18 protein-coding genes are annotated in these 18,995 nt (G+C 71.1%); 9 read left to right on the top strand and 9 right to left on the bottom strand.

The genetic code is table 11. The features are described 5' to 3' along the window. Window positions 1–17: 17 nt before the first annotated feature. The 3 genes from OHS59_RS34980 to OHS59_RS34970 are packed head-to-tail and all read right to left on the bottom strand — an operon-like array spanning window position 18 to window position 3,076. Entirely contained in the window at window positions 18–611 is a 594-nt protein-coding gene (locus OHS59_RS34980) for a TetR/AcrR family transcriptional regulator (RefSeq protein WP_107021099.1), read from the bottom strand. Between the two features lie 36 nt (window positions 612–647). After that, window positions 648–2,312 carry a class I adenylate-forming enzyme family protein gene (locus tag OHS59_RS34975; RefSeq protein ID WP_328497348.1) on the bottom strand — a complete coding sequence of 555 codons (1,665 nt, stop codon included), beginning with the start codon at window positions 2,310–2,312 and terminating at the stop codon, window positions 648–650. Next, window positions 2,309–3,076 carry an SDR family oxidoreductase gene (locus OHS59_RS34970; RefSeq protein ID WP_328497347.1) on the bottom strand — a complete coding sequence of 256 codons (768 nt, stop codon included), beginning with the start codon at window positions 3,074–3,076 and terminating at the stop codon, window positions 2,309–2,311. The genes OHS59_RS34975 and OHS59_RS34970 overlap by 4 nt, the downstream gene beginning before the upstream one ends. 262 nt (window positions 3,077–3,338) lie before the next feature. On the opposite strand from OHS59_RS34970, the gene OHS59_RS34965 reads away from it, so the two are divergent. Together OHS59_RS34965 and OHS59_RS34960 are read left to right on the top strand one after the other, a co-directional pair. Beyond that, the gene (locus tag OHS59_RS34965) at window positions 3,339–4,604 is read left to right on the top strand and encodes an exo-beta-N-acetylmuramidase NamZ family protein (RefSeq protein WP_328497346.1); all 1,266 of its coding nucleotides are present in this window, start codon (window positions 3,339–3,341) and stop codon (window positions 4,602–4,604) included. Between the two features lie 248 nt (window positions 4,605–4,852). Then, a complete protein-coding gene (locus OHS59_RS34960; protein ID WP_328497345.1) occupies window positions 4,853–6,190 on the top strand; it encodes a serine-threonine protein kinase in 1,338 nt (445 codons plus the stop codon). Window positions 6,191–6,232: 42 nt separating this feature from the next. On the opposite strand, the gene OHS59_RS34955 is transcribed toward OHS59_RS34960, so the two are convergent. Further along, complete coding sequence (locus OHS59_RS34955) at window positions 6,233–9,022, bottom strand: penicillin acylase family protein (protein WP_328497344.1); 2,790 nt, start codon at window positions 9,020–9,022, stop codon at window positions 6,233–6,235. Window positions 9,023–9,349: 327 nt separating this feature from the next. Between OHS59_RS34955 and OHS59_RS34950 the strand changes: the two genes are divergently transcribed. Next, window positions 9,350–9,958 carry a hypothetical protein gene (locus tag OHS59_RS34950; RefSeq protein ID WP_328497343.1) on the top strand — a complete coding sequence of 203 codons (609 nt, stop codon included), beginning with the start codon at window positions 9,350–9,352 and terminating at the stop codon, window positions 9,956–9,958. Window positions 9,959–10,004: 46 nt separating this feature from the next. On the opposite strand, the gene OHS59_RS34945 is transcribed toward OHS59_RS34950, so the two are convergent. Continuing rightward, on the bottom strand, window positions 10,005–10,523 hold the full coding sequence (locus OHS59_RS34945; RefSeq protein WP_328497342.1) for a hypothetical protein: 519 nt from the start codon (window positions 10,521–10,523) through the stop codon (window positions 10,005–10,007). Window positions 10,524–10,578: 55 nt separating this feature from the next. Here OHS59_RS34945 and OHS59_RS34940 point away from each other — a divergent pair, with 55 nt between their 5' ends. Together OHS59_RS34940 and OHS59_RS34935 are read left to right on the top strand one after the other, a co-directional pair. Then, the gene (locus OHS59_RS34940) at window positions 10,579–11,361 is read left to right on the top strand and encodes a 3-keto-5-aminohexanoate cleavage protein (RefSeq protein ID WP_328497341.1); all 783 of its coding nucleotides are present in this window, start codon (window positions 10,579–10,581) and stop codon (window positions 11,359–11,361) included. A 103-nt stretch (window positions 11,362–11,464) separates the two neighbouring features. Further along, window positions 11,465–12,532: an RNA ligase (ATP) gene (locus OHS59_RS34935; protein ID WP_328497340.1), complete on the top strand. Its 1,068-nt coding sequence runs from the start codon at window positions 11,465–11,467 to the stop codon at window positions 12,530–12,532. Between the two features lie 37 nt (window positions 12,533–12,569). On the opposite strand, the gene soxR is transcribed toward OHS59_RS34935, so the two are convergent. After that, window positions 12,570–13,094 (bottom strand): redox-sensitive transcriptional activator SoxR, encoded by a 525-nt coding sequence (gene soxR, locus OHS59_RS34930; RefSeq protein ID WP_328497339.1) that lies wholly within the window; start codon window positions 13,092–13,094, stop codon window positions 12,570–12,572. Window positions 13,095–13,226: 132 nt separating this feature from the next. Here soxR and OHS59_RS34925 point away from each other — a divergent pair, with 132 nt between their 5' ends. Further along, window positions 13,227–13,688: a MaoC family dehydratase gene (locus OHS59_RS34925; protein WP_328497338.1), complete on the top strand. Its 462-nt coding sequence runs from the start codon at window positions 13,227–13,229 to the stop codon at window positions 13,686–13,688. 252 nt (window positions 13,689–13,940) lie between these two features. Here the strand turns inward: OHS59_RS34925 and OHS59_RS34920 are convergent, their stop codons facing one another. The 3 genes from OHS59_RS34920 to OHS59_RS34910 all read right to left on the bottom strand — a co-directional run bounded on the left by OHS59_RS34920 (window position 13,941) and on the right by OHS59_RS34910 (window position 16,203). Continuing rightward, complete coding sequence (locus OHS59_RS34920) at window positions 13,941–14,573, bottom strand: TetR/AcrR family transcriptional regulator (RefSeq protein WP_328497337.1); 633 nt, start codon at window positions 14,571–14,573, stop codon at window positions 13,941–13,943. Between the two features lie 131 nt (window positions 14,574–14,704). Further along, window positions 14,705–14,992 carry a YiaA/YiaB family inner membrane protein gene (locus OHS59_RS34915; protein ID WP_328497336.1) on the bottom strand — a complete coding sequence of 96 codons (288 nt, stop codon included), beginning with the start codon at window positions 14,990–14,992 and terminating at the stop codon, window positions 14,705–14,707. A 59-nt stretch (window positions 14,993–15,051) separates the two neighbouring features. Continuing rightward, window positions 15,052–16,203, bottom strand: coding sequence for an acyl-CoA dehydrogenase family protein (locus OHS59_RS34910; protein ID WP_328499474.1), 1,152 nt, complete (start codon window positions 16,201–16,203; stop codon window positions 15,052–15,054). A 56-nt stretch (window positions 16,204–16,259) separates the two neighbouring features. Here OHS59_RS34910 and OHS59_RS34905 point away from each other — a divergent pair, with 56 nt between their 5' ends. The 3 genes from OHS59_RS34905 to OHS59_RS34895 all read left to right on the top strand — a co-directional run bounded on the left by OHS59_RS34905 (window position 16,260) and on the right by OHS59_RS34895 (window position 18,982). After that, on the top strand, window positions 16,260–16,904 hold the full coding sequence (locus OHS59_RS34905) for a TetR/AcrR family transcriptional regulator (RefSeq protein ID WP_328497335.1): 645 nt from the start codon (window positions 16,260–16,262) through the stop codon (window positions 16,902–16,904). A gap of 232 nt (window positions 16,905–17,136) precedes the next feature. After that, window positions 17,137–17,862 carry an ArsR/SmtB family transcription factor gene (locus tag OHS59_RS34900; RefSeq protein WP_328497334.1) on the top strand — a complete coding sequence of 242 codons (726 nt, stop codon included), beginning with the start codon at window positions 17,137–17,139 and terminating at the stop codon, window positions 17,860–17,862. Between the two features lie 127 nt (window positions 17,863–17,989). Then, window positions 17,990–18,982 (top strand): DMT family transporter, encoded by a 993-nt coding sequence (locus tag OHS59_RS34895; protein WP_328499473.1) that lies wholly within the window; start codon window positions 17,990–17,992, stop codon window positions 18,980–18,982. The last annotated feature ends 13 nt before the right edge of the window (window positions 18,983–18,995 follow it).

The following is an 18,995-nucleotide window of genomic DNA, read 5'->3' as shown; positions in this document are numbered from 1 at the left end:
CACCGCCAGGGGACGGCTTACGGTCGAAGCGCCCGCAGCAGCAGGTCGGCGAGGTGGTCAGCGACCTCCTGCTGGGTGAGCGGGCCGTCGGGCCGGTACCACGTGGACAGGTGGTGCACGGAACCGAAGTGGTAGTCGACGACAAGATCGGCCGGAGTCTTCTTCGAGAAGACCCCCGCCTCCTGCCCCTCCTCGATCAGCGCACGGAACCGCTCGTGGTAGCGCCGCCGCTCGGCCCGCACCTGCTTGTTCTTCTCCGGACTCAGATGGTGCATCGAGCGGAAGAAGATCGACGCGTCGTCGAGGTTGTCGATCGTCGTGACGACGACATCGGCCGCGGCGCCGCGCAACCGCTCCTCCACCGGCGCGTCGGCGTCAGCGAAGGAGTCGAGCCGCTCCTGCTGCACCCGCAGCACCCGCGCGTACACCTCGTGGAGCAGATCGTCCTTGGACCCGAAGTAGTGGTAGAGCGCGCCCTTGGTGACACCGGCCGCCTCGACGATCTCCTGGACCGAGGTGCGGTCGTAGCCGCGCTCGGCGAAGAGCCGGGTGGCGGCGGCCAGCAGCCGCCGCGGAACGGGCGTGCCGTCCCCGTCCGTCGTCCTGGGCACTGCCGCCACCTGCCTTCCAGTTCTCTTTGTTCAGTTCTACACGTGCGGCCGGGAACGCAGTTCCCGCCGGAGGATCTTCCCACTGGCCGTCTTCGGCAAGTCGGGCAGGATCTCGACCTGCCGCGGGTACTTGTACGCGGCCAGTCTCTCCTTGCAGTACGCGGCCAGTGCGGCCGGGTCCTCCTCCGCGCCCGGCCGGAGGCTGATGTACGCCTTGACGGTCTCGCCGCGGTACCCGTCCGGCACGCCGACGACAGCCGCCTCGCGCACGGAGGGATGCGTGTACAGAACGTCCTCGACCTCGCGCGGCCACACCTTGAACCCGGACGCGTTGATCATGTCCTTCTTGCGGTCGACCACGTACAGCCAGCCGTCGGTGTCCATGAACCCGATGTCACCGGTGCGCAGTTCCCCGTCCGGGAAGGTCTCCGCGGTGGCTTCTGGGCGCCGCCAGTAGCCGGGCACGACCTGCGGGCCGCGTACGAGGATCTCGCCCTGTTCCCCGAGCGGCACCTCCTGGCCGTGGTCGTCGATGATGCGTACGACGCTGTCGGGTCCTGGCAGGCCGACGGCGAGCGTCCCGGAGACCGGGTCGACCGGCGCCTCCAGGTGGGGCGGCACCGAGGCGCAGGGCGCGGTGCACTCGGTGAGTCCGTAGCCGTTGCGGATGTACGGCCCGAAGCCCGCCCGGAACTTCTCGACCAGCGCGGGCGGCAGCGGCGCGCCGCCGGACGAGATGTTCACGAAGGAGGAGAAGTGGTCCGGCGTCACGGACGGATGCGCGGCCAGCGCCATGAAGGCGGTCGACGGGCCGACCGTGTAGTGCGGCCGGTGCTCGGCGAACGCGTCGAGGACGACCCCCGACTCGAAGCGGTACGCGAGGACGAGCGTGCCCCCGCTGTTGAGGCAGGCGATGAACTGGCAGACCATCCCGGTGATGTGGAACAGCGGCGCCATCGCGAAGTACACGGGCGCCTCGGGCAGGGCCAGGCCCGTGCGCTGGCGCTCGGCGTTGTACATGATGTTGCCGTGCGTGTTGGTGGCCCCCTTGGGGGCGCCGCTCGTACCCGAGGTGTAGCTGATCAGCGCGATGTCCGACGGGCCGGGATCGCGGTCTCCCGGGGCCTTGTGGCCCGCCTTCGCGACGGTCACCAGGTCGTCGGCGTCCGGCGCCTGCGGCAGCCGCTCGAAGGTCAGCACGCGCGCGTCGTCCCGCGTCTGGAAGTCCAGCTCGCAGCCGGTCAGCACGATCCGTACGGGCGAGTCGGCGGCCGTCTCGCGCAGATACGACTCCCAGGCCCGGTCCGAGCAGATCAGCGCGGCGACCTCGCCGTCCCGCAGGACGTGGGTCACCTCGCCGGACTTGTACATGGGGTTGACGGGCAGGACGGTCGCGCCGGCCTTCCAGGCGCCGAGGACGGCGAGCACGAAGTGCGGGCTGTTCTGCAGCAGGACGGCCACCCGGTCGCCGCGCTCCAGGCCGCGGGCGGCGAGATGCCCGGCCACGGAGTCGCTCAGCTCGTCGATCTCGCGGTAGCCGAGGCGTCCGTCGAAATAGGTGAGGAAGGCGCGGTCGGGGGTCTCGGCGACGGCCCGGCGCAGGGCGTGGACGGCCGAGTCGTCGGGGCTGACGGGGCCACGCTGGGCCTCGTTCAGGAGCGCGACCCACGGCCGGGCCGCGTACGGGGAGGTGGTGCTCATCGGCCGTCCGCCTCCCACTTCTGCTGGATGTGGTTCATGTTCGTCAGCCAGCGCTCCGGGTCACCGGCGCGCGCCCGGTAGTACTCGGCCACCTCGGGGTGCGGAAGGATCAGGAAGCGGTCCTCCTCGATCCCCGCGAAGAGGGCGTCCGCGACGGCCTCGGGCTCGATGGCGGTGGGCAGCAGGACGAGGTCCCCGGCGCTGCCGGTGCCCGCGAGCATGTCGGTGCGCACCCCCTGCGGACAGATCGCGTGCACCTTCACCCCCCGGTGGCGGTACGTGAGGGAGAGCCACTCGGCGAAGGCGTACGCGCCGTGCTTGGTGACGCTGTACGGGGCCGCGCCGATCATGGTGAGCAGCCCGGCCGCCGACACGGTGGAGACGAAACGGCCGCTGCCGCGCTCCAGCCAGGCGGGGAGCAGCTCGTTGGCCGCCCGGACGTGCGCCATCACGTTCACGTCCCAGGCGAGCTCCCAGACCTGCGCGGGAGCCGCCTCCGAGCCGCCGGAGGGCAGCCCGGCGTTGGCGCAGTAGACGTCGACCGTGCCGCCGAGGGCGTCCCGGGCGTCGGCCACGATCGCGGAGGCGTCGCCGGGGACCGCGATCCCGCCGATCTCCTCGGCGACGGCCCCTGCCTTCGCCGCGTCCAGGTCGTTGACCACGACCCTGGCTCCCGCGGCGGCGAACCGCCGGGCCAGCGCGGCCCCGATCCCGCCGCCCGCTCCGGTGACGACCACTCCGGCATCCTGCATGGCTTCCACCATCGGTCTCCTTCGACACGACGACATCTCTGCTCCGCTCCCGCCAGACTAACCGGTCGGTATGCCGTCTGGAAGGGCTCCGCGAAGGGCCCCCTGAGGGGCGCGGGGCCGTATCGACATGCGGCTCCGCCGCGTGGGCGCGACCAGCGGCCCGTCAGGGGCGCGGGGAACTGCGCGACCAGCCGCGACGAGCCCGCAGCTTACGAACAACCGGCGGAAGCCATACCGTGCACGTGCCAACCTTCCGCGAACACGGAGGCCCCACATGCGCCGCCTGTCCAGACGAAGTCTCCTGGCCGCCACCACGACGGTGGCCGCGGTCTCGGCGGGCCCACCCGCCACAGCCACGGCCGCAGCCGCCCACGCCCCGGAAACGGCGCCCCGCCGTTTCCGGTCCGGCTTCGAGCGTCTCGCGGCAGACGACTACGCCCTCCTGAAGGGCAAGCGCACCGGCATCGTCACCAACCCCACGGGCATCACCCGTGACGCCCGCCACATCGTCGACGTGATGCACGCCGACGACGACGTGGACCTGGTGGCCGTCTTCGGCCCGGAGCACGGCTTCCGCGGCACCGCGCAGGCCGGCGGCTCCGAGGGCCGCTACGACGACCCGGCGACCGGCCTCCCCGTCTACGACACGTATCTGAAGAGCGGGCAGCCGCTGGCCGACATCTTCACGGCCTCGGGCGTGGACACGGTCGTCTTCGACATCCAGGACGCGGGCGCCCGCTTCTACACCTACATCTGGACGCTGTACGACTGCATGGACGCGGCGCGCCTCGCGGGCAAGCGCTTCGTGGTGCTCGACCGGCCGAACCCGGTGACGGGGCGTGGCGCGTACGGGCCCGTGCTGCACAAGGAGTTCGCGACGTTCGTCGGCCGGGAGCCGATCGCGCAGGCGCACGGGATGACGGTCGCGGAGCTGGCCCGGCTGTTCAACGAGGAGTTCCTCACGGAACCGGTGCTCCTGGACACCGTGCTGATGTCGGGCTGGAAGCGCTCGGACTTCTACGACGCCTCCGGTCTCCCCTGGGTGCCGCCGAGCCCGAACATGCCGACGCCCGACACCGCTCTCGTCTACTCGGGCACCTGTCTCTTCGAGGGGACGAACCTGTCGGAGGGGCGCGGGACGACCCGCCCGTTCGAACTGCTCGGCGCGGAGGGGATCGACCGCCGCTGGGCCGCCGAGGCCGGACAGCTCGGCCTGCCCGGAGTGCACTTCAGGGAGGCCTACTTCGCCCCCACCTTCTCGAAGTTCCAGGGCAAGACGGTCGGCGGTGTGCAGATCCACGTCCACGACCGGGCCGCGTACGACCCCGTACGGACCGGGATCGCGCTGCTGATCACCGCCAAGCAGGTCTGGAGCGGCTTCGCCTGGCGGCCGGACAACTGGATCGACAAGCTGACGGGCTCCACCCTGGTGCGCACGATGATCGACGCGGGCGCGACCACCGACGAGGTCGTGGCGGGCTGGCACGACGAACTGGCCGCGTTCCGGCGCGTGCGCAAGGAGTACCTCCTCTACCGCTGACACGGCCGCCCCTGCGCCTCGGCGTCACCCGTGGCGTCACCGCGGCCCAAGCCGGTGACGCCATCAGGTGGCGCCATCCGGTGGCGCCTCACCCGCACCGGATCCCCTATCCTGGACCACCCGTTCCGGATTGCGCTGAGACATGAGTTCGGGCTGGTCAGACTGGACGTGGCCCCTGGCCAACTCCCGCGGTCGGCGGGACGATGCGTGCACATCGCACGGGTTGCGGAGGCCTAAGGGGGCTTGTCATGGCGGATCCTGAAGTGGGCGTGACTCCCTACTGGGAGCTGACGTTCGACGCCGACGGCGATGTGGACGGCAGGCAGCGCGACCGGCTGCTCCGGGAGGTCGTGGACCGGGGCGTCAAGGACCTGATCGTGTTCTCGCACGGCTGGAACAACGACCGCTCGGCGGCGACCCGGCTCTACAGCCGCTTCTTCGAGCCGATCCCCGCCCTCGCGCCGAACGCCCGGCTCGGATACGTGGGTGTGATCTGGCCGTCGATGCGCTTCGCCGACGAGCCGATCCCCGACTTCGGGCGTTCCGTGACCGCGGTGTCCGTGGGCCCGGCGCTGGACAAGGGCACCCGCAGCGCCCTCCTGACGGTCTTTCCCGGCCGGGCCACCCTGGTCGACCAGATTGCCCGGATGCTCGACCAACAGCCGGACGGCGACGCCGCGTTGGAGGAGTACGGGCGGCTGGTGAAGCTGCTCGTCGAGCTGCGCGCGGAAGCTCCGGGCGCCGCGTTCGCCGCGGACACGCTGACGGAGCCGGGGGCCCCGCCCGGAACCCCGGCCGATCCGGAGATGCTCCTCGGGAACACCGCCCGGATCTGCCGCGAGTTCGCGCGGGCACTGGCGGAGGAGGAGGCCGGCGACGGGAGCGACGGAGCACAGGCCGCGCCCCGCCTCGCGCGGGCCTGGGACGGAGCACACGAACTGCTGCGCCAGGCGACGTACTTCGCGATGAAGCGGCGGGCGGGCACGGTCGGCGAGCGTGGGCTCGGGCGGCTGATCGGGCGGCTCGCCCAGGCCGCGCCCGGGGTGCGCGTGCACCTCGTGGGGCACAGCTTCGGCGGGCGCCTGGTGTCGTTCGCGCTGCGCGGACTGCCCAAGGGGGTGCGGACCGTGAAGTCGGTGACGCTGCTCCAAGCGGCCTTCTCGCACTACGCGTTCGCGACGCGGCTCCCGCACGACGTACGGGACAGCGGTGTGCTGCACGGTCAACAGGACCGTATCGACGGCCCGTTGGTCTGCTGCTTCTCCCGCTTCGACTCGGCGCTGAGCAGGGTCTATCCGCTGGCCTCCCGGACGGCGGGCGACGACCGGACGGCCGCCGACCTCGCTCTCCCCCGTCTTCTCGGCACCAGGTGGGGGGCGTTGGGCCACGACGGGGTGCAGGCGGTGTCCGGCACGAAGGTGTTCACCCTCGCCGAGGCGCTGCGGGCGAAGCTGCCCGCCTCGGGGTGCGTGAACGTCGACGCGTCCGAGGTGGTGCGACGCGGCGGCGCCCCGTCGGGCGCCCACAGCGACATCTGCCACCGGGAACTGGCCCGGCTGGTACTGGCGGCGGGCCGCATCCGCTGACCCGCCGCCCGTACACGCGTGCCCGCCCCACCGGCGAGTACGTCACCGGTGCGAGGCGAACTCCACGACCTGCTGGTAGGTCGGCCGGTTCTGCCAGCTGATCCTGCCGTGCTTGATGCCACCCAGCGTCCGCTGGTTGATCGAGTCGGCGCACCACTGGTCGCCCGCCGAGCAGAGGTCGTCGCCGGGATACACCTGGGCGGCCGTCCTGCCGGCCGCCGTCCTGAGCGTGCTGATCAGGATGTCCCGGCAGGCGCCGAGGCTGCCGCCGCCGCAGTACGACCTGGCCAGTCCGCCCTGCACCGACTCGCCGAGCACCGCCCGGATGTCCTTGTGGACGTAGCTCCACCAGCCGTACTGGAAGGAACTGCCGGCGTGCGACCCGGTGGGCCCGTGCCCCGCCGAAGGGGCTTCGTCCACCGGGAGGTTGGCGGTCATGGCGGTGTAGAGATCGCTGCCGAGGCCGGGTTCGAACTCGGCCTTCACCAGCGCCGGCCACCAGGCGTCGAGGAGGCGGATCGCGTCGGCGTCGGCGTAGGTCTTCGACCCGGCCGACGTCTCCTTGCGTTTGGCACCCGCCGTCACCCAGGCGGACAGCTTCGTCACGGCCGCCGTGGCCGTCGTGTCGGTGACCGGCGAACTCCTGATGACCTGCAGCAGCTTCGGCAGTACGTCCTCGGCGCGCAGGTCGGCCAGCGCCGCGTCGGCCATCGCCTTGGTGAGCGACGCCCTGGTCACCCCGCCCGCGGTGACCAGTTTCCTCACCCGGTCCTCCAGGAGGTTGCCGCGGTGGACGGACCCGTTGCCCCAGGGAGCCGTGGTGTAGTCCTTGGCCTGCTTGTTGTTCCAGGAGATGTAGTAGTCCTGGTCGATCGAGTTGGGGTGCGCGGACGCCGGGGTGTAGTCGGCGGTGTTCGTCGTCGGCGTCCAGTTCCTCCACTCGTACGCCGGCTGCGCCCACACCGGGAACTCGGCGTCTACTCCGGTGGCGCGTACGGGGTTGTCGCCGCTGTTGTAGTAGGCGGTGTGCTGCGAGTCGGCGTAGAACCAGTTGAAGGTGTAGTTGATGTGCTGCACCGCCGCCTGGAAGGTCTGCGGGCTCTTCACGTGGTCCGGGTCGTTGAGCATCTGGAAGCCGATGATCGAGTCGGCCTCGTGCATGAAGGAGGAGCGCAGCGTGGTGTACGCGACCTTCTTGCCGTCGACCGTGGCCCGGTGGGTGACCGGGCCGTACTTGGTGCGCCAGACCTGCATCCGGTAGGAGCCGGCGGGGGTGCTGTCGGCCGTGGTGGGCTTCCAGGCGTTGGTCTGCTCGATCTTCTCCATGGCCGTGCAGGTGCCGCGGTACAGGTAGTGGGTGTCGTCCTGGCACAGCTCGACCGCGTAGGTGTCGATGATGTCCTGGCCGGAGGTCGTGGCGCTCCACGCGTAGTCCTGGCCGCGGCCGAGTTCGACGTACATGCTCAGGCCCGCGAAGGAGGCGCCCCGGGCGCTGAGTCCTGGCCCCTGGATCTCCTGGAGCATGAGCAGTTGTGGCGCGAAGTAGCCGGTCTGCGGGCCGAATACGGCGATCGGGTGTCCGCTCGCCGTGGACCTGCCGCTCACCACGAGGGCGTTGGACATGCCGCGCTTCGCGGAGCTGAGGGCGCTCGCCGTCGCCGAGGCGGTCGTCCCGGTGGCCGTGGCGGTGGCCGCGCTGCCGGTGCGGTCGTACACGAGGGGTTCCTCGGTCACCGTGCCGGCGGTGGGCAGGGCCGTTCCCTGCGGGGTGGCCGGCTTGGTGGCGTACGGGAAGCTCTCGCCGTTGTGGACGGTGAGCACGGCCTCGGGGTCGTTGCGCTCGCGGAAGGACTCCCAGACCTTGGTGCCCTCCGCCACGCCGTACCTGGACTGGGCGGCGAGCAGTGAGACGGCGTTGTCGACCTCGCCGCCGCCCCCGGAGCCGAAGAGCGCGCCGATGACGGAGGCCAGCGCGACGAGGTCGGTCTCCTTGAAGTGCTCGATGGTCCCGGCGTTGGTGATGGAGTCCTTGTGGCCGGTCAGGACGTACTCGCCGGGGAAGTAGCGGCCGCTGTCGGAGGCGTCTATGTAGGAGTTGATGCCGTCCAGGTAGGCCCTGACGTCGGCGAGGGCCTGCTGGCCGCGCGCCCCGTTGGTGGCCACCGCGCTGTCGATCTGGGCCTGCAGATCGGCCTCGGTGTACGGGGCGTGGCGCCAGAACTCCTGCTCCAGACCCTGGTTGGAGGGGGCGCCGCCCGCGAACGGGGTCAGCTTGCCGCGTCCGACGTGCCGGAAGACGTCCATCAGCCAGAGCCGGTCCTGGGCTGCCGCGTAACCGGCGCCGAACTCGGTTCCGTAGCGGGTGGTGCCTGTGATGTGCGGCACACCGGTCTTCTTGTCGCGGACGATCGTCACGTCGGTGCGTCCGGCGGGCTTCAGGGTGGACTCGACCTGGTCGGCGGGGACCCCGAACGACGCGTCCCTGAAGAAGTCATTAATTTTGGCGTCGGTGAGCGCGGAGTAGCCGGACGCCAGATTGCCGTAGGGGGCCAGCTGATCGTCCGCGTGGGCGGGCTGCGTGCCGAAAGCCTGGTTGAGAAGGATCTCCGCGAGGGTCGCGTTGCCGTTCTGACCTGCCGGAAGAATGTCGGAACACTGGCTGCCGCAGTAGTCGTTCGCGGCCGGTGCGGTGGTGTCGGCGGCGGCCGCCCGGGAAAGCGGTGACAAGAGACCGGTAATGAGAACGCATACGGAAGCGCCCATGAGGAACTTGGAGAATCTGCGGGGAGTTCTCAGTCTGTCGAGGATGGTGCGTGGGATACGCCGAGGCATGGCTGACTCCTCACGACGGGGGTGGGCCGGACGTTACCGCCGGTATCCCCGTGTTTGAAGATGAACATGCGTCACTTTTGGCGCCGGAGGGGCCGACGGAGCCCGGCCGGGGTCGCCGACCGCCTCGGACGACGGCCGGGAAGGACCCGAGAGACGGCCGACAACCGTCTTGCGGATGGCCGATAACCGGCTGATTGGCGGTTTTATGGCGGTCGCCGAAAAACAGATGGAGCCGAATCGCGTGTCGATACGTCTATTCGGCGACGTCCTTACGACGACGCCGAAGTGACCGAAGTACAGGTGCAGGTGTGACGGAGGTGCAGGGCGATGGCGGGATTCCGCAGTCTGGCGAGACAGGTGCGCGACCCGAGGAGCGATCTGGCACTGCGGCGCTATTCACTGCGCAAGTGCCTTGAGAGGTTCGCTCCTTACGGTCACCGGGCGACCTGGGACCATCTGTGTTCCCGGGCCGGGTTCGGCCCCGAGGACCGGTCCCCCGATCCGGTGCGGCTCGTGGCCGCGCTGGACGAACTGGAGGAGGCCCGCTCCGTCTGGCTCACCTACGAGGCCGGGTTCGCCCAGCGCCGCAAGAAGGAGAAGCACGACGGTCTGCGCAGCCCCGGCAGCGTGGACGACTGGCACCGGCTCACCTGGGGCGGCTTCGGGGTCGCCTGGTGCGACGACCCCGGGATCCACCCCCATGAGCCGCTGGCCGAGGTGCTGCGCCGGCTGATCGCCGCCCTGGAGCGGGAACCCGGCGCCGTCTGCCCCGTCTGCTCGGGCGAGCGCCTCGTCTGGAAGTACGACCTGGCCCACGAGCCGTCCTCGGGCCCGGTCTGCACGGCCTGCGGAATCGTGGTCCCCCGACCGGTCCTCACCCCCGAAGCCCTGGCGGAATGCCGTCGGGGACGTCTGTTGATGGCGGTCGCGGGCTAGCCGACGCCGGGGGTGCGCCGGCGGAACCGCACCCCCGGACACATGCCTACGGAACCTTGACGTCGGTGTGGATGGCCAGCTTGAACTCGACGCACATCAGCGGTGTGGAGACCTTCGCGTCCCCCGCGCCGCGCACGGACACCTTGAGGCCGACCGGTGTGCCCGGGTGGACGAACATCTGCCACATGTAGGTCCGGTACTGACCACCGCGGGTGGGCGCGTAGTCGGTGGTGGCGGTCGAGTCGTAGCGCGCCGCCGTGAGGTTCAGCGGGTCGCGCACGAAGCGCGCCCGGTACTCCAGACCCGCGGCGTCCGGCTCCCAGAAGACGAGCGCCGACAGGACGCCCCAGCCGTCGTGGCTCGGCCAGATCAGACCCGAGCGGGCGTCGGGAAACGCCGAGGCGGCGCCGCCCCTCGCCGGGTCGTGCATGTTCCAGCGGTCGTACTGCTCCTCACCCGTGACATAGGGGAAGCGCACGAGGTGGTACCCGTCACTGTCGTACGTGATCCGCTGGGCCCCCGTGTGCGCGGCTTCCCACTTGAGCGAGCAAATGGCCAGGCTCATCGCCTGCTCCCCTTTCGATCTCCGGTTGTCGGTGCGGCCTGGCACCATCGGGGGCATGGTCCAGGTCTGTGTGAACGGGGGGCGCGGGTCCGGCGACGGCACGCTCGTACCGCTGTCGCCGAGAGCGATGGCCGACTCCGCGGCGGAAGCCGTCGCGGCCGGGGCGTCGGACATCCATGTGCATCCCAAGTCCCCCTGTGGGGAAGACACGCTGTCGTCGAAGGCGGTTGCGGCGACACTGGACGAAATCCGGTCGCAGGTGGACGTTCCCGTCGGAGTGACCACCGGCGCCTGGGCCGAGCCCGACCCCGCGGCCCGCGTCGCGCGCGTTCATGAGTGGAGCGTCCTGCCCGACCACGCCTCGGTCAACTGGCACGAGCCGGGCGCCGAGGAGGTCGCCGCGGCGCTCCTGGAGCGGGGCGTGGGCGTCGAGGCGGGCATCTGGTCCGGCACGGACGGGGCCGCGCGGTTCATGGCGTCACCGCTCGGGCCGCGGGTGCTGCGCGTACTGGCGGAGGTGACGGACCCGCATCCGGTTTCCGCCGAGGTCACGGCCCGGGAGCTGCTGGCCGCCCTGGGCACCGCGCACGGCCGCCCCGTCCTGCTGCACGGGGAGGAGGGCGGCGCCTGGCCCGTGCTGCGTCTCGCCGTGCGCCTGGGCCTGGCGACCCGTATCGGCCTGGAGGACACGCTGGTCCTGCCGGACGGCCGACGGGCCGCGTCCAACGCCGAGTTGGTGACGGAGGCCCTGCGCCGGTACGAGCGCGGGGCCGGGCCCGAGTCCGCGGCGGAGTGCGGGCCCGAGTCCGGGGGCGGCTCCTCCGGGCGGCGGCCGTGACGTTAGCAGCCCCGAAACCCCTCGCTCCACCCCTTTCCCGTCCGGACAGTTGGAGGCGATGAGACCAGGCTGAGCACCATGTGAGACCGCGAGGAGCCCCACCATGTCGACGCTGCGCGTCACCGCCGAAGTACTGACCGTCCACGAGCATCCGAACGCCGACGCGCTCGAACTGGCCCAGGTGGGCCTGTACCGAGCCGTGGTCGCCAAGGGCGCGTACCGCACCGGCGAGAGCGCCGTCTACATCCCGGAGCAGTCCGTGCTGCCGCGGGAGCTGATCGAGGAGCTGGGGCTGACGGGGCGTCTCGCGGGCAGCGGCTCGGACCGGGTGAAGGCGGTCCGGCTGCGCGGCGAGCTGTCCCAGGGGATCGTCTGCCGGCCGAAGGCACTGGCCGGCGTCGACCTGGCGCGGGCCGCCGCGGACGGCACGGACTTCGCGGCACAGCTCGGCGTCACCAAGTGGGTACCGCCCGTCCCTCCGACCATGGACGGCGACATCGAGCCGGCTCCCGATCTGCTGCCCTGGGTCGACATCGAGAACATCCAGCGGTATCCCGGCATCTTCGCCCCGGGCGAGGAGGTGGTCCTGACCGAGAAACTGCACGGCACGGCCTGCCTGGTCACGTACTTCGCCGAGGACGGCCGCGTCCAGGTCTCCTCGAAGGGCTTCGGCGCCAAACGCCTGGCGCTGAAGGAGGACCCGCGCAATCTGTACTGGCGTGCCGTCCACGGCCACGACGTCACGGCGGTCGCGGCCCGGCTCGCCGAACGGCTCGGGGCACGCCGCATCGGCATCTTCGGCGAGGTGTACGGGGCGGGGGTGCAGGACCTGACGTACGGCGCCGACGGCCGCCGCGCGACCCTCGGGTACGCGGTGTTCGACGTGTCCGCGGACATCGACGGCGAGGTCCGCTGGCTGGACGCGGCGGAGCTGCTCACCGGTGAACTGCCGCTCGTACCGAGGCTGTACACGGGCCCGTACGACATCGGGCGGGTGCTGGAGTTCGCCTCCGGCCGCGAGAGCGTCTCGGGGCAGGGGATCCATCTGCGCGAGGGGGTCGTCGTCCGGCCCGTCGTCGAGCGGTACAGCACCGTGACGGGCGGCCGGGCCGTCGCGAAGGCGGTCAGCCCCGCCTATCTGACGCGCAAGGGCGGCACGGAGTACGAGTGAGGGGCGGGGCCCCGCCCCGAGTGCCCGGGGAACCGCCTCAACCGCAGTTCCCCGGGTCCTTCCGCGGATCCTTCCGCGGTTCCGGCTTCCGGCTCCCGCGCTGTCCGCCGCGCTCCACCATGAGGCGGGAACCGCTCTGCCGCTCGCCGAAGACGTCGTCGGGGTTGGACAGCACGCAGTTCTCCAGGGACAGGCAGCCGCAGCCGATGCAGTCCGTGAGGTGGTCCCGCAGGCGGCCCAACTGCTTGATGCGCTCGTCGAGTTCGGAGCGCCATGCCTCCGAGAGCCGGGCCCAGTCCTCCCGGGTCGGCGTGCGCTCCTCGGGCAGTTCGGCGAGCGCGTCACGGATCGTGGCCAGCGGGATACCGACGCGCTGCGCGGCCCGTACGAAGGCGACCCGGCGCAGGGCGTCACGGTGGTAGCGGCGCTGGTTGCCCGACGTGCGGCGGCTGCTGATCAGGCCCTTGGACTCGTAGAAGTGCAGGGCCGAGACGGCGGCACCACTGCGGGCCGACAGCTGGCCGACCGTGAGTTCATGGATCGTCTCAGGAATCTGGGGCACCCCTCGAACCCTACCCAGCCCGTCACACTTCCGGTCCGTTGACAGAGGACTTCCCTGCGACCATGCTAAGCAGTTGCTTAGAAATTCTTCTCCAGGGCAGTCCGGGACACCGCGACGGGAAAGGCCAGCGACATGGCAGAGCCGAGGATCTTCACGTCCGCCGACGAGCTGACGGCGGCGGTGGGTGAGCAGTTGGGGCACAGCGACTGGGTGGAGGTCGACCAGAAGCGGATCGATCTGTTCGCCGAGGCGACCGGTGACCACCAGTGGATCCATGTGGATGCCGCCAGGGCCGCGGCCGGGCCCTTCGGGACGACCATCGCCCACGGGTATCTGACGTTGTCGTTGCTGCCGTTGTTCGGGCCGCAGCTGATCGCTGTCGAGGGCGTGAAGATGGGCGTCAACTACGGGACGAACAAGGTGCGCTTCCCGGCGCCGGTGCCGGTCGGTTCACGGCTGAGGGCCACGGCGAAGATCACGGCTGTCGATCCGGTGGCGGGGGGAGTACAGGTTTCCGTCGGCTTCACCGTGGAGCGGGAAGGCGGGGAGAAGCCGGTCTGCGTGGCCGAGTCGGTGTCCCGGTACTACTTCTGAGTTTACGAAGGTGGCTGCGGGCCGCGGATCGTCCACGGGTACGCCGCGACTGGCCACGCGGTCCCCCGCGCCCCCGGAAACCCACGGAACGACCGTTTCAGGGGCGCGGGGAACGGCGCAGTCTTTTGCCTTCAGGGGCGCGGGGAACGGCGCAGTCTTTGGCTTTTAGGGGCGCGGGGAACGGCGCAACCCCAGCCACAGCAGACCCGCAGACGCTCCACCCGGCGACAAGCGGCGCAGCCCCACCGCGCCTTATGGACGGCGCTGCGCCCCCACCATCCGCAGCACCAGATCCGCATACAGGTCGCCGACCATTTCCGGGGTGCGGGGTCCGTTCACGTTGAACCAGCGGGCCACGTCGATGCACAGCGACAACACGGCGAGCGTGGTCCCCGGCACGTCCGGGACGTCGAAGTCACCCGCGGCCACGCCGTCCTCGATGATCGCGCGCACCTCGGCGTCGACCTGCCGGCGCAGGCCGATGATCTCCGCGCGGGCGTCGGCGCCGAGCGAGTCCAGTTCGTACTGCACCACCCGTGCGGTGGTGCGCCCCCCGGCGTGCCACCGGACGAAGGAGCTCACGGCGTCGGCGAGCCGCTCGGTCGGGCTGCCCTCACGGGCGCCCGCGGTCCGCAGGATGTCGAGGGCCTTCTCGTGGCCGATCCTGCTGATCCGGTGGAGCAGCTCTTCCTTGGTCTTGTAGTGGATGTAGAGCGCCGCCGGGCTCATCCCCGCCCGGCCCGCGATGTCGCGGGTCGTCGTCGCGTGGTACCCGCGCTCGGCGAAGGCCTCCACCGCGGCGACGAGCAGCCGCCGTGCCGCGTCCGGGGTGACCTCGGCCCACGGCTGCAGTTCGCCGTCGGCCGTCTCCTCCGCCGTACTCATCGCTCGTTCGCCCCTTCCAGTGACAGAACGAACACCATACCTCCGATACTGAGCGAGCGCTTAGAGTGCCCGCTCAGCGCCGTGCGAATCCGGCACGGCGCACCGCTCGGGGCCGCACCGACTCACGGCTTTCACAGCTTCTCGAAGGGGTCGTGCTCGGCGAGGAGCTTCTCCAGGCGGGCCTGGTCGACACGGCTGACGATCTGGCCGGCCTCCTGCCGGTCCCGGATCACCTTGGCGAGAGTGAACGCCGAGGTCACGAGGTACAGCACGGCGATTCCCAGGAAGGCGCGCACCCAGGTGTCGGCCTCCAGCTTGAAGATACCGATGGCGGTGGCGATGATCGCGACCGCGAAGGAGAGGACCGCCTGGCCGTAGAAGGCCGCGGTGGACTGCTGCTTGACCTGTGTCTCACTCATGCGACCAGAATCGGCCGCGGTGGCCGACAGCACATCCGCTCAGGTACTCAGGCGCGTACTCAGAAGGCCGAAACCCCGGTCAGCGCACGCCCGATGACCAGCTTCTGTATCTGGCTGGTGCCCTCGTAGAGCGTCATGACCCGGGCGTCGCGCAGCAGCTTTCCGGCCGGGTACTCGTCGATGTAGCCATAGCCGCCGAAGACCTGGAGCGCGTTGTTCGCGGCGCGCACCGCGGCCTCCGAGGCGAAGAGCTTGGCCTTCGAGGACTCGGTGGCGAACGGCTGTCCGCGGTCGACGAGATCGGCGACGCGCCAGGTGAGCAGCCGTGCCGCGTCCACGTCCACGGCGATGTCGCTGATCAGTTCCTGTACGAGCTGGTGGTGGGCGATGGTCTTCCCGAACTGCTCGCGCTCGGTCGCGTACGTCACGGCGGCCTCCAGCGCGGCCTGGGCGATGCCCACGCAGCCCGCCGCCACCGACATCCGGCCCTTGGCCAGCGCCGACATGGCGACGGCGAAGCCCTTGCCCTCGGGGCCGAGCATCGCCGAGGCGGGTACCCGGACGTCCTCCAGGGTCAGTTCGGCGGTGGCCTGGCCGCGCAGTCCGAGCTTGCCGTGGATGGTGCGGCGGCTCAGGCCGGGGCTGTCGGTCGGCACGAGGAAGGCGGAGACGCCCTTGTGGCCGGGGGCGTCGGTCGAGCGGGCGAAGAGCAGGACGACGTCCGCCCAGGTCCCGTTGGTGATGAACATCTTGCTGCCGCTGATGACGTACGCGTCGCCGTCGCGCACCGCCTTCGTCGACAGGTTGCCCGCGTCGGATCCGGTGCCCGGTTCGGTGAGGCCGAAGCAGCCGATGTACCCGCCGGAGGTGAGCCCCGGCAGCCACTGCCGCTTCTGCTCCTCGCTCCCCCAGGACGCGATGGTCTTGGCGACGAGCCCGAGCGAGACCGAGACGATGCCCCGGACCGAGGAGTCGCCCCGGCCCAGTTCCTCCGTCACGAGGCAGTACGCGAGGTGGTCGCCGCCGGAGCCGCCGTACTCCTCGTCGACGGTGAGGCCGAGGAAGCCGACCTCGCCGAGCTTCTTGACGATCGAGCGGTCGACCTCCTCCGCGCGGTCCCAGGCGATCACGTTCGGGGTGATCTCGCGCGCGACGAAGTCCCTGGCCAGGCGCCGGACGGCGGTCTGCTCCTCACTGAGTTCCAGGTTCACTCTGATCAACCCCTGCTTTTAATTAGCACTGCTAGTTTCTGGTTCGCAGCCCTACTATGTGCGCCATGGCCCGACCGCGCAAGCCCCTCCTCAGCACCGACCGCATCGTCGCGGCGGCCCGGACACTGGTGGACGCCGAGGGCCTCGCCGCGGTCTCCACGCGGCGGCTGGCCGCGGAACTGGGGGTGAGCGGGCCGTCCCTCTACAACCACTTCCGCACGAAGGACCAGATCCTGGAGGCCGTCGCGGACTCCGTGAGCGCGCAGGTCGACCTGTCGATGTTCGAGGACGGGCGGGACTGGCGGACGGCGCTGCACGACTGGGCCGTGTCCTACCGGGCGGCCCTGCGCGACCACCCCAACATCGTGCCGGTCCTCGCCCGCGGGCCGGGGCGGCGGCCGGCCGGGCTGCGGCTCGCTGACGCGGTGTTCGGGGGGATGGTCGCCGCGGGGTGGCCTGCGGCGCAGGCGACGTCCATCGGGGCGTTGATGCGGTACTTCGTGACGGGGTCCGCGCTTTCTTCGTTCGCCGGGGGGTTCGTGGACGACGAGACGGCTTACGATCCCGCGGATTATCCGCATCTCGGGCAGGCGCATCTGCTTGCCGAGCAGCCGGAGAAGATTGATGAGCGGGCCTTTGAGACGGGGCTCACGGCGTTGCTGGACGGGTTGGCGTTGCAGTTCGAGGGGCTGCGCGGGTAGGTCGGTCTGCGGGTGCGGGTCGGTGGGGGCTGGTCGCGCCGTTCCCCGCGCCCCTAAAAGATTGCGCCGTTCCCCGCGCCCCTGAAGGCAAGAGACTGTGCCGTTCCCCGCGCCCCTGAAAGCAAAAGACCGCGCTGTTCCCCGCGCCCCGAAAAGCCAAAGACCGCGCCGTTCCCCGCGCCCCCTTGATGCTTCGGTCGTTGCCGAAGTGTGGGGCGGGCATGCTGGGGGGATGACCTCCTCACGTAGCGGGGGGCGGGGTGGGGCCGCCGGGCTTGCCGCTCTTGCCTCTCTGGTCGCCGACGAGACGCGGGCCGGGTTCCTGCTGGCGCTGCTCGACGGGCGGGCCTGGACCGCCGGGGAACTCGCACGGCACGCCGGGGTCGCCGCGTCGACGGCCAGCGAGCACCTGGGCAAGCTGGTCGCGGGCGGGCTGCTCACCGAGGAGCGGCAGGGGCGGCACCGGTACGTGCGGCTGGCCGACGCCCGCGTCGCCCAACTCGTCGAGGACCTCGCCGCCCAGGTGTCGCCGACGGCAACCGCGCGGCCGCGCACGCTGCGCGAGGCCGGGGCCGGCAGCGCGATGGCCAGGGGCCGCACGTGCTACGACCACCTGGCAGGCCGCCTCGGCATCGCGGTCACCGACGCGCTCACCGGGCTCGGGCTGCTCCGCCAGGACACCGGGTTCGCGCTCACGGACGAGGGGGTGAGCTGGTTCGACGACCTGGGCGCCCCTCTCGTACGGACCGGTCGCCGCCCGCTCGCCCGGGCCTGCCTGGACTGGACCGAACGGCGCCCTCACCTCGCGGGAGTGGCGGGCGCCGCCCTGTGCCGGCACGCCCTGGACGCGGCCTGGTGCGTACGCATCGGCTCGGAACGGGCCGTCAAGGTGACGGAGAGGGGCGAGCAGGCACTCTCGCGACTACTGGGGATCCAGGCAGAAACCCTGCGCTTCTAGGGGCGCGGGGAACTGCGCGCTCAGCCCCCACCGGCCCGCGGACACGACACGACGCCACCACCCCGAAAGCACCCGGTCCGAAACCCGCGAGCCCTTTCCGGCCACCCCACCTACCCTCTGGAACGTGATGAACCCTCTCCCCACCGGCCGCCGGACCGACCTGCCGGCAGCCACAGCGGCCGGCGTCACCGTGCTGCTGTGGGCCTCCGCCTTCGTGTCCATCCGCAGCGCCGGTGAGGCCTACGCCCCCGGCGCGCTGGCGCTGGGCCGGCTGCTCGCCGGGGCGCTGGTCCTCGGAGCGATCTGCCTGGTACGCCGGGAAGGGCTCCCCGCACGGGCCGCCTGGCCGGGGATCGTGGTGTCCGGGCTGCTCTGGTTCGGCCTGTACATGGTGGTCCTCAACTGGGGTGAGCAGAAGGTCGACGCGGGCACCGCCGCACTCGTGGTGAACATCGGGCCGCTCATCATGGCCCTGCTCGCCGGATGGCTGCTCAAGGAGGGGCTGCCCTCGCGGCTGCTCGCCGGGATGGCCGTCTCCTTCGTGGGAGCGGCGGTCGTCGGCCTGTCCATGTCGGGCGAGGGCAGCGCCTCCGTGCTCGGCGTGCTGCTCTGCCTGCTCGCCGCGGTCGCGTACGCGGGCGGGGTGGTCGCCCAGAAGCCAGCCCTGCGGCACGGCTCCGCGCTCCAGGTGACGACGTACGGGTGTGTGATCGGCGCGGTGGCCTGTCTGCCGTTCGCCGGGCAGCTGGTCTCCGACGCCCGGGACGCCCCGCTGTCCGCGACCCTCAACATGCTGTATCTGGGCGTCTTTCCGACCGCCCTGGCGTTCACGACCTGGGCGTTCGCGCTGGCCCGTACGACGGCCGGGCGGATGGGGGCCACGACGTACGCGGTGCCCGCGCTGGTGGTGCTGATGTCCTGGGTGGCGCTCGACGAGGTGCCGGGCTGGATCACACTCGTCGGCGGACTGGTGTGTCTCGCGGGGGTGGCGGTGTCGCGGTCCGGGCCCCGGGCGGGGACGCCCGCGACGGCGGCCACGACCACCCCTTTGGTCCCTCCCGCCACGGCGGTCGGCGCGGCTCCGGAGACGCGTCCGGAGCCGCGGTCCGACAGGACCTGACCGGAGCCTGCGC

Source organism: Streptomyces sp. NBC_00414 (assembly GCF_036038375.1).
GTDB lineage: Bacteria > Actinomycetota > Actinomycetes > Streptomycetales > Streptomycetaceae > Streptomyces.
Note: the sequence above shows the minus strand (reverse complement) of the source record. Positions and strands in the feature narration are given on the sequence as shown.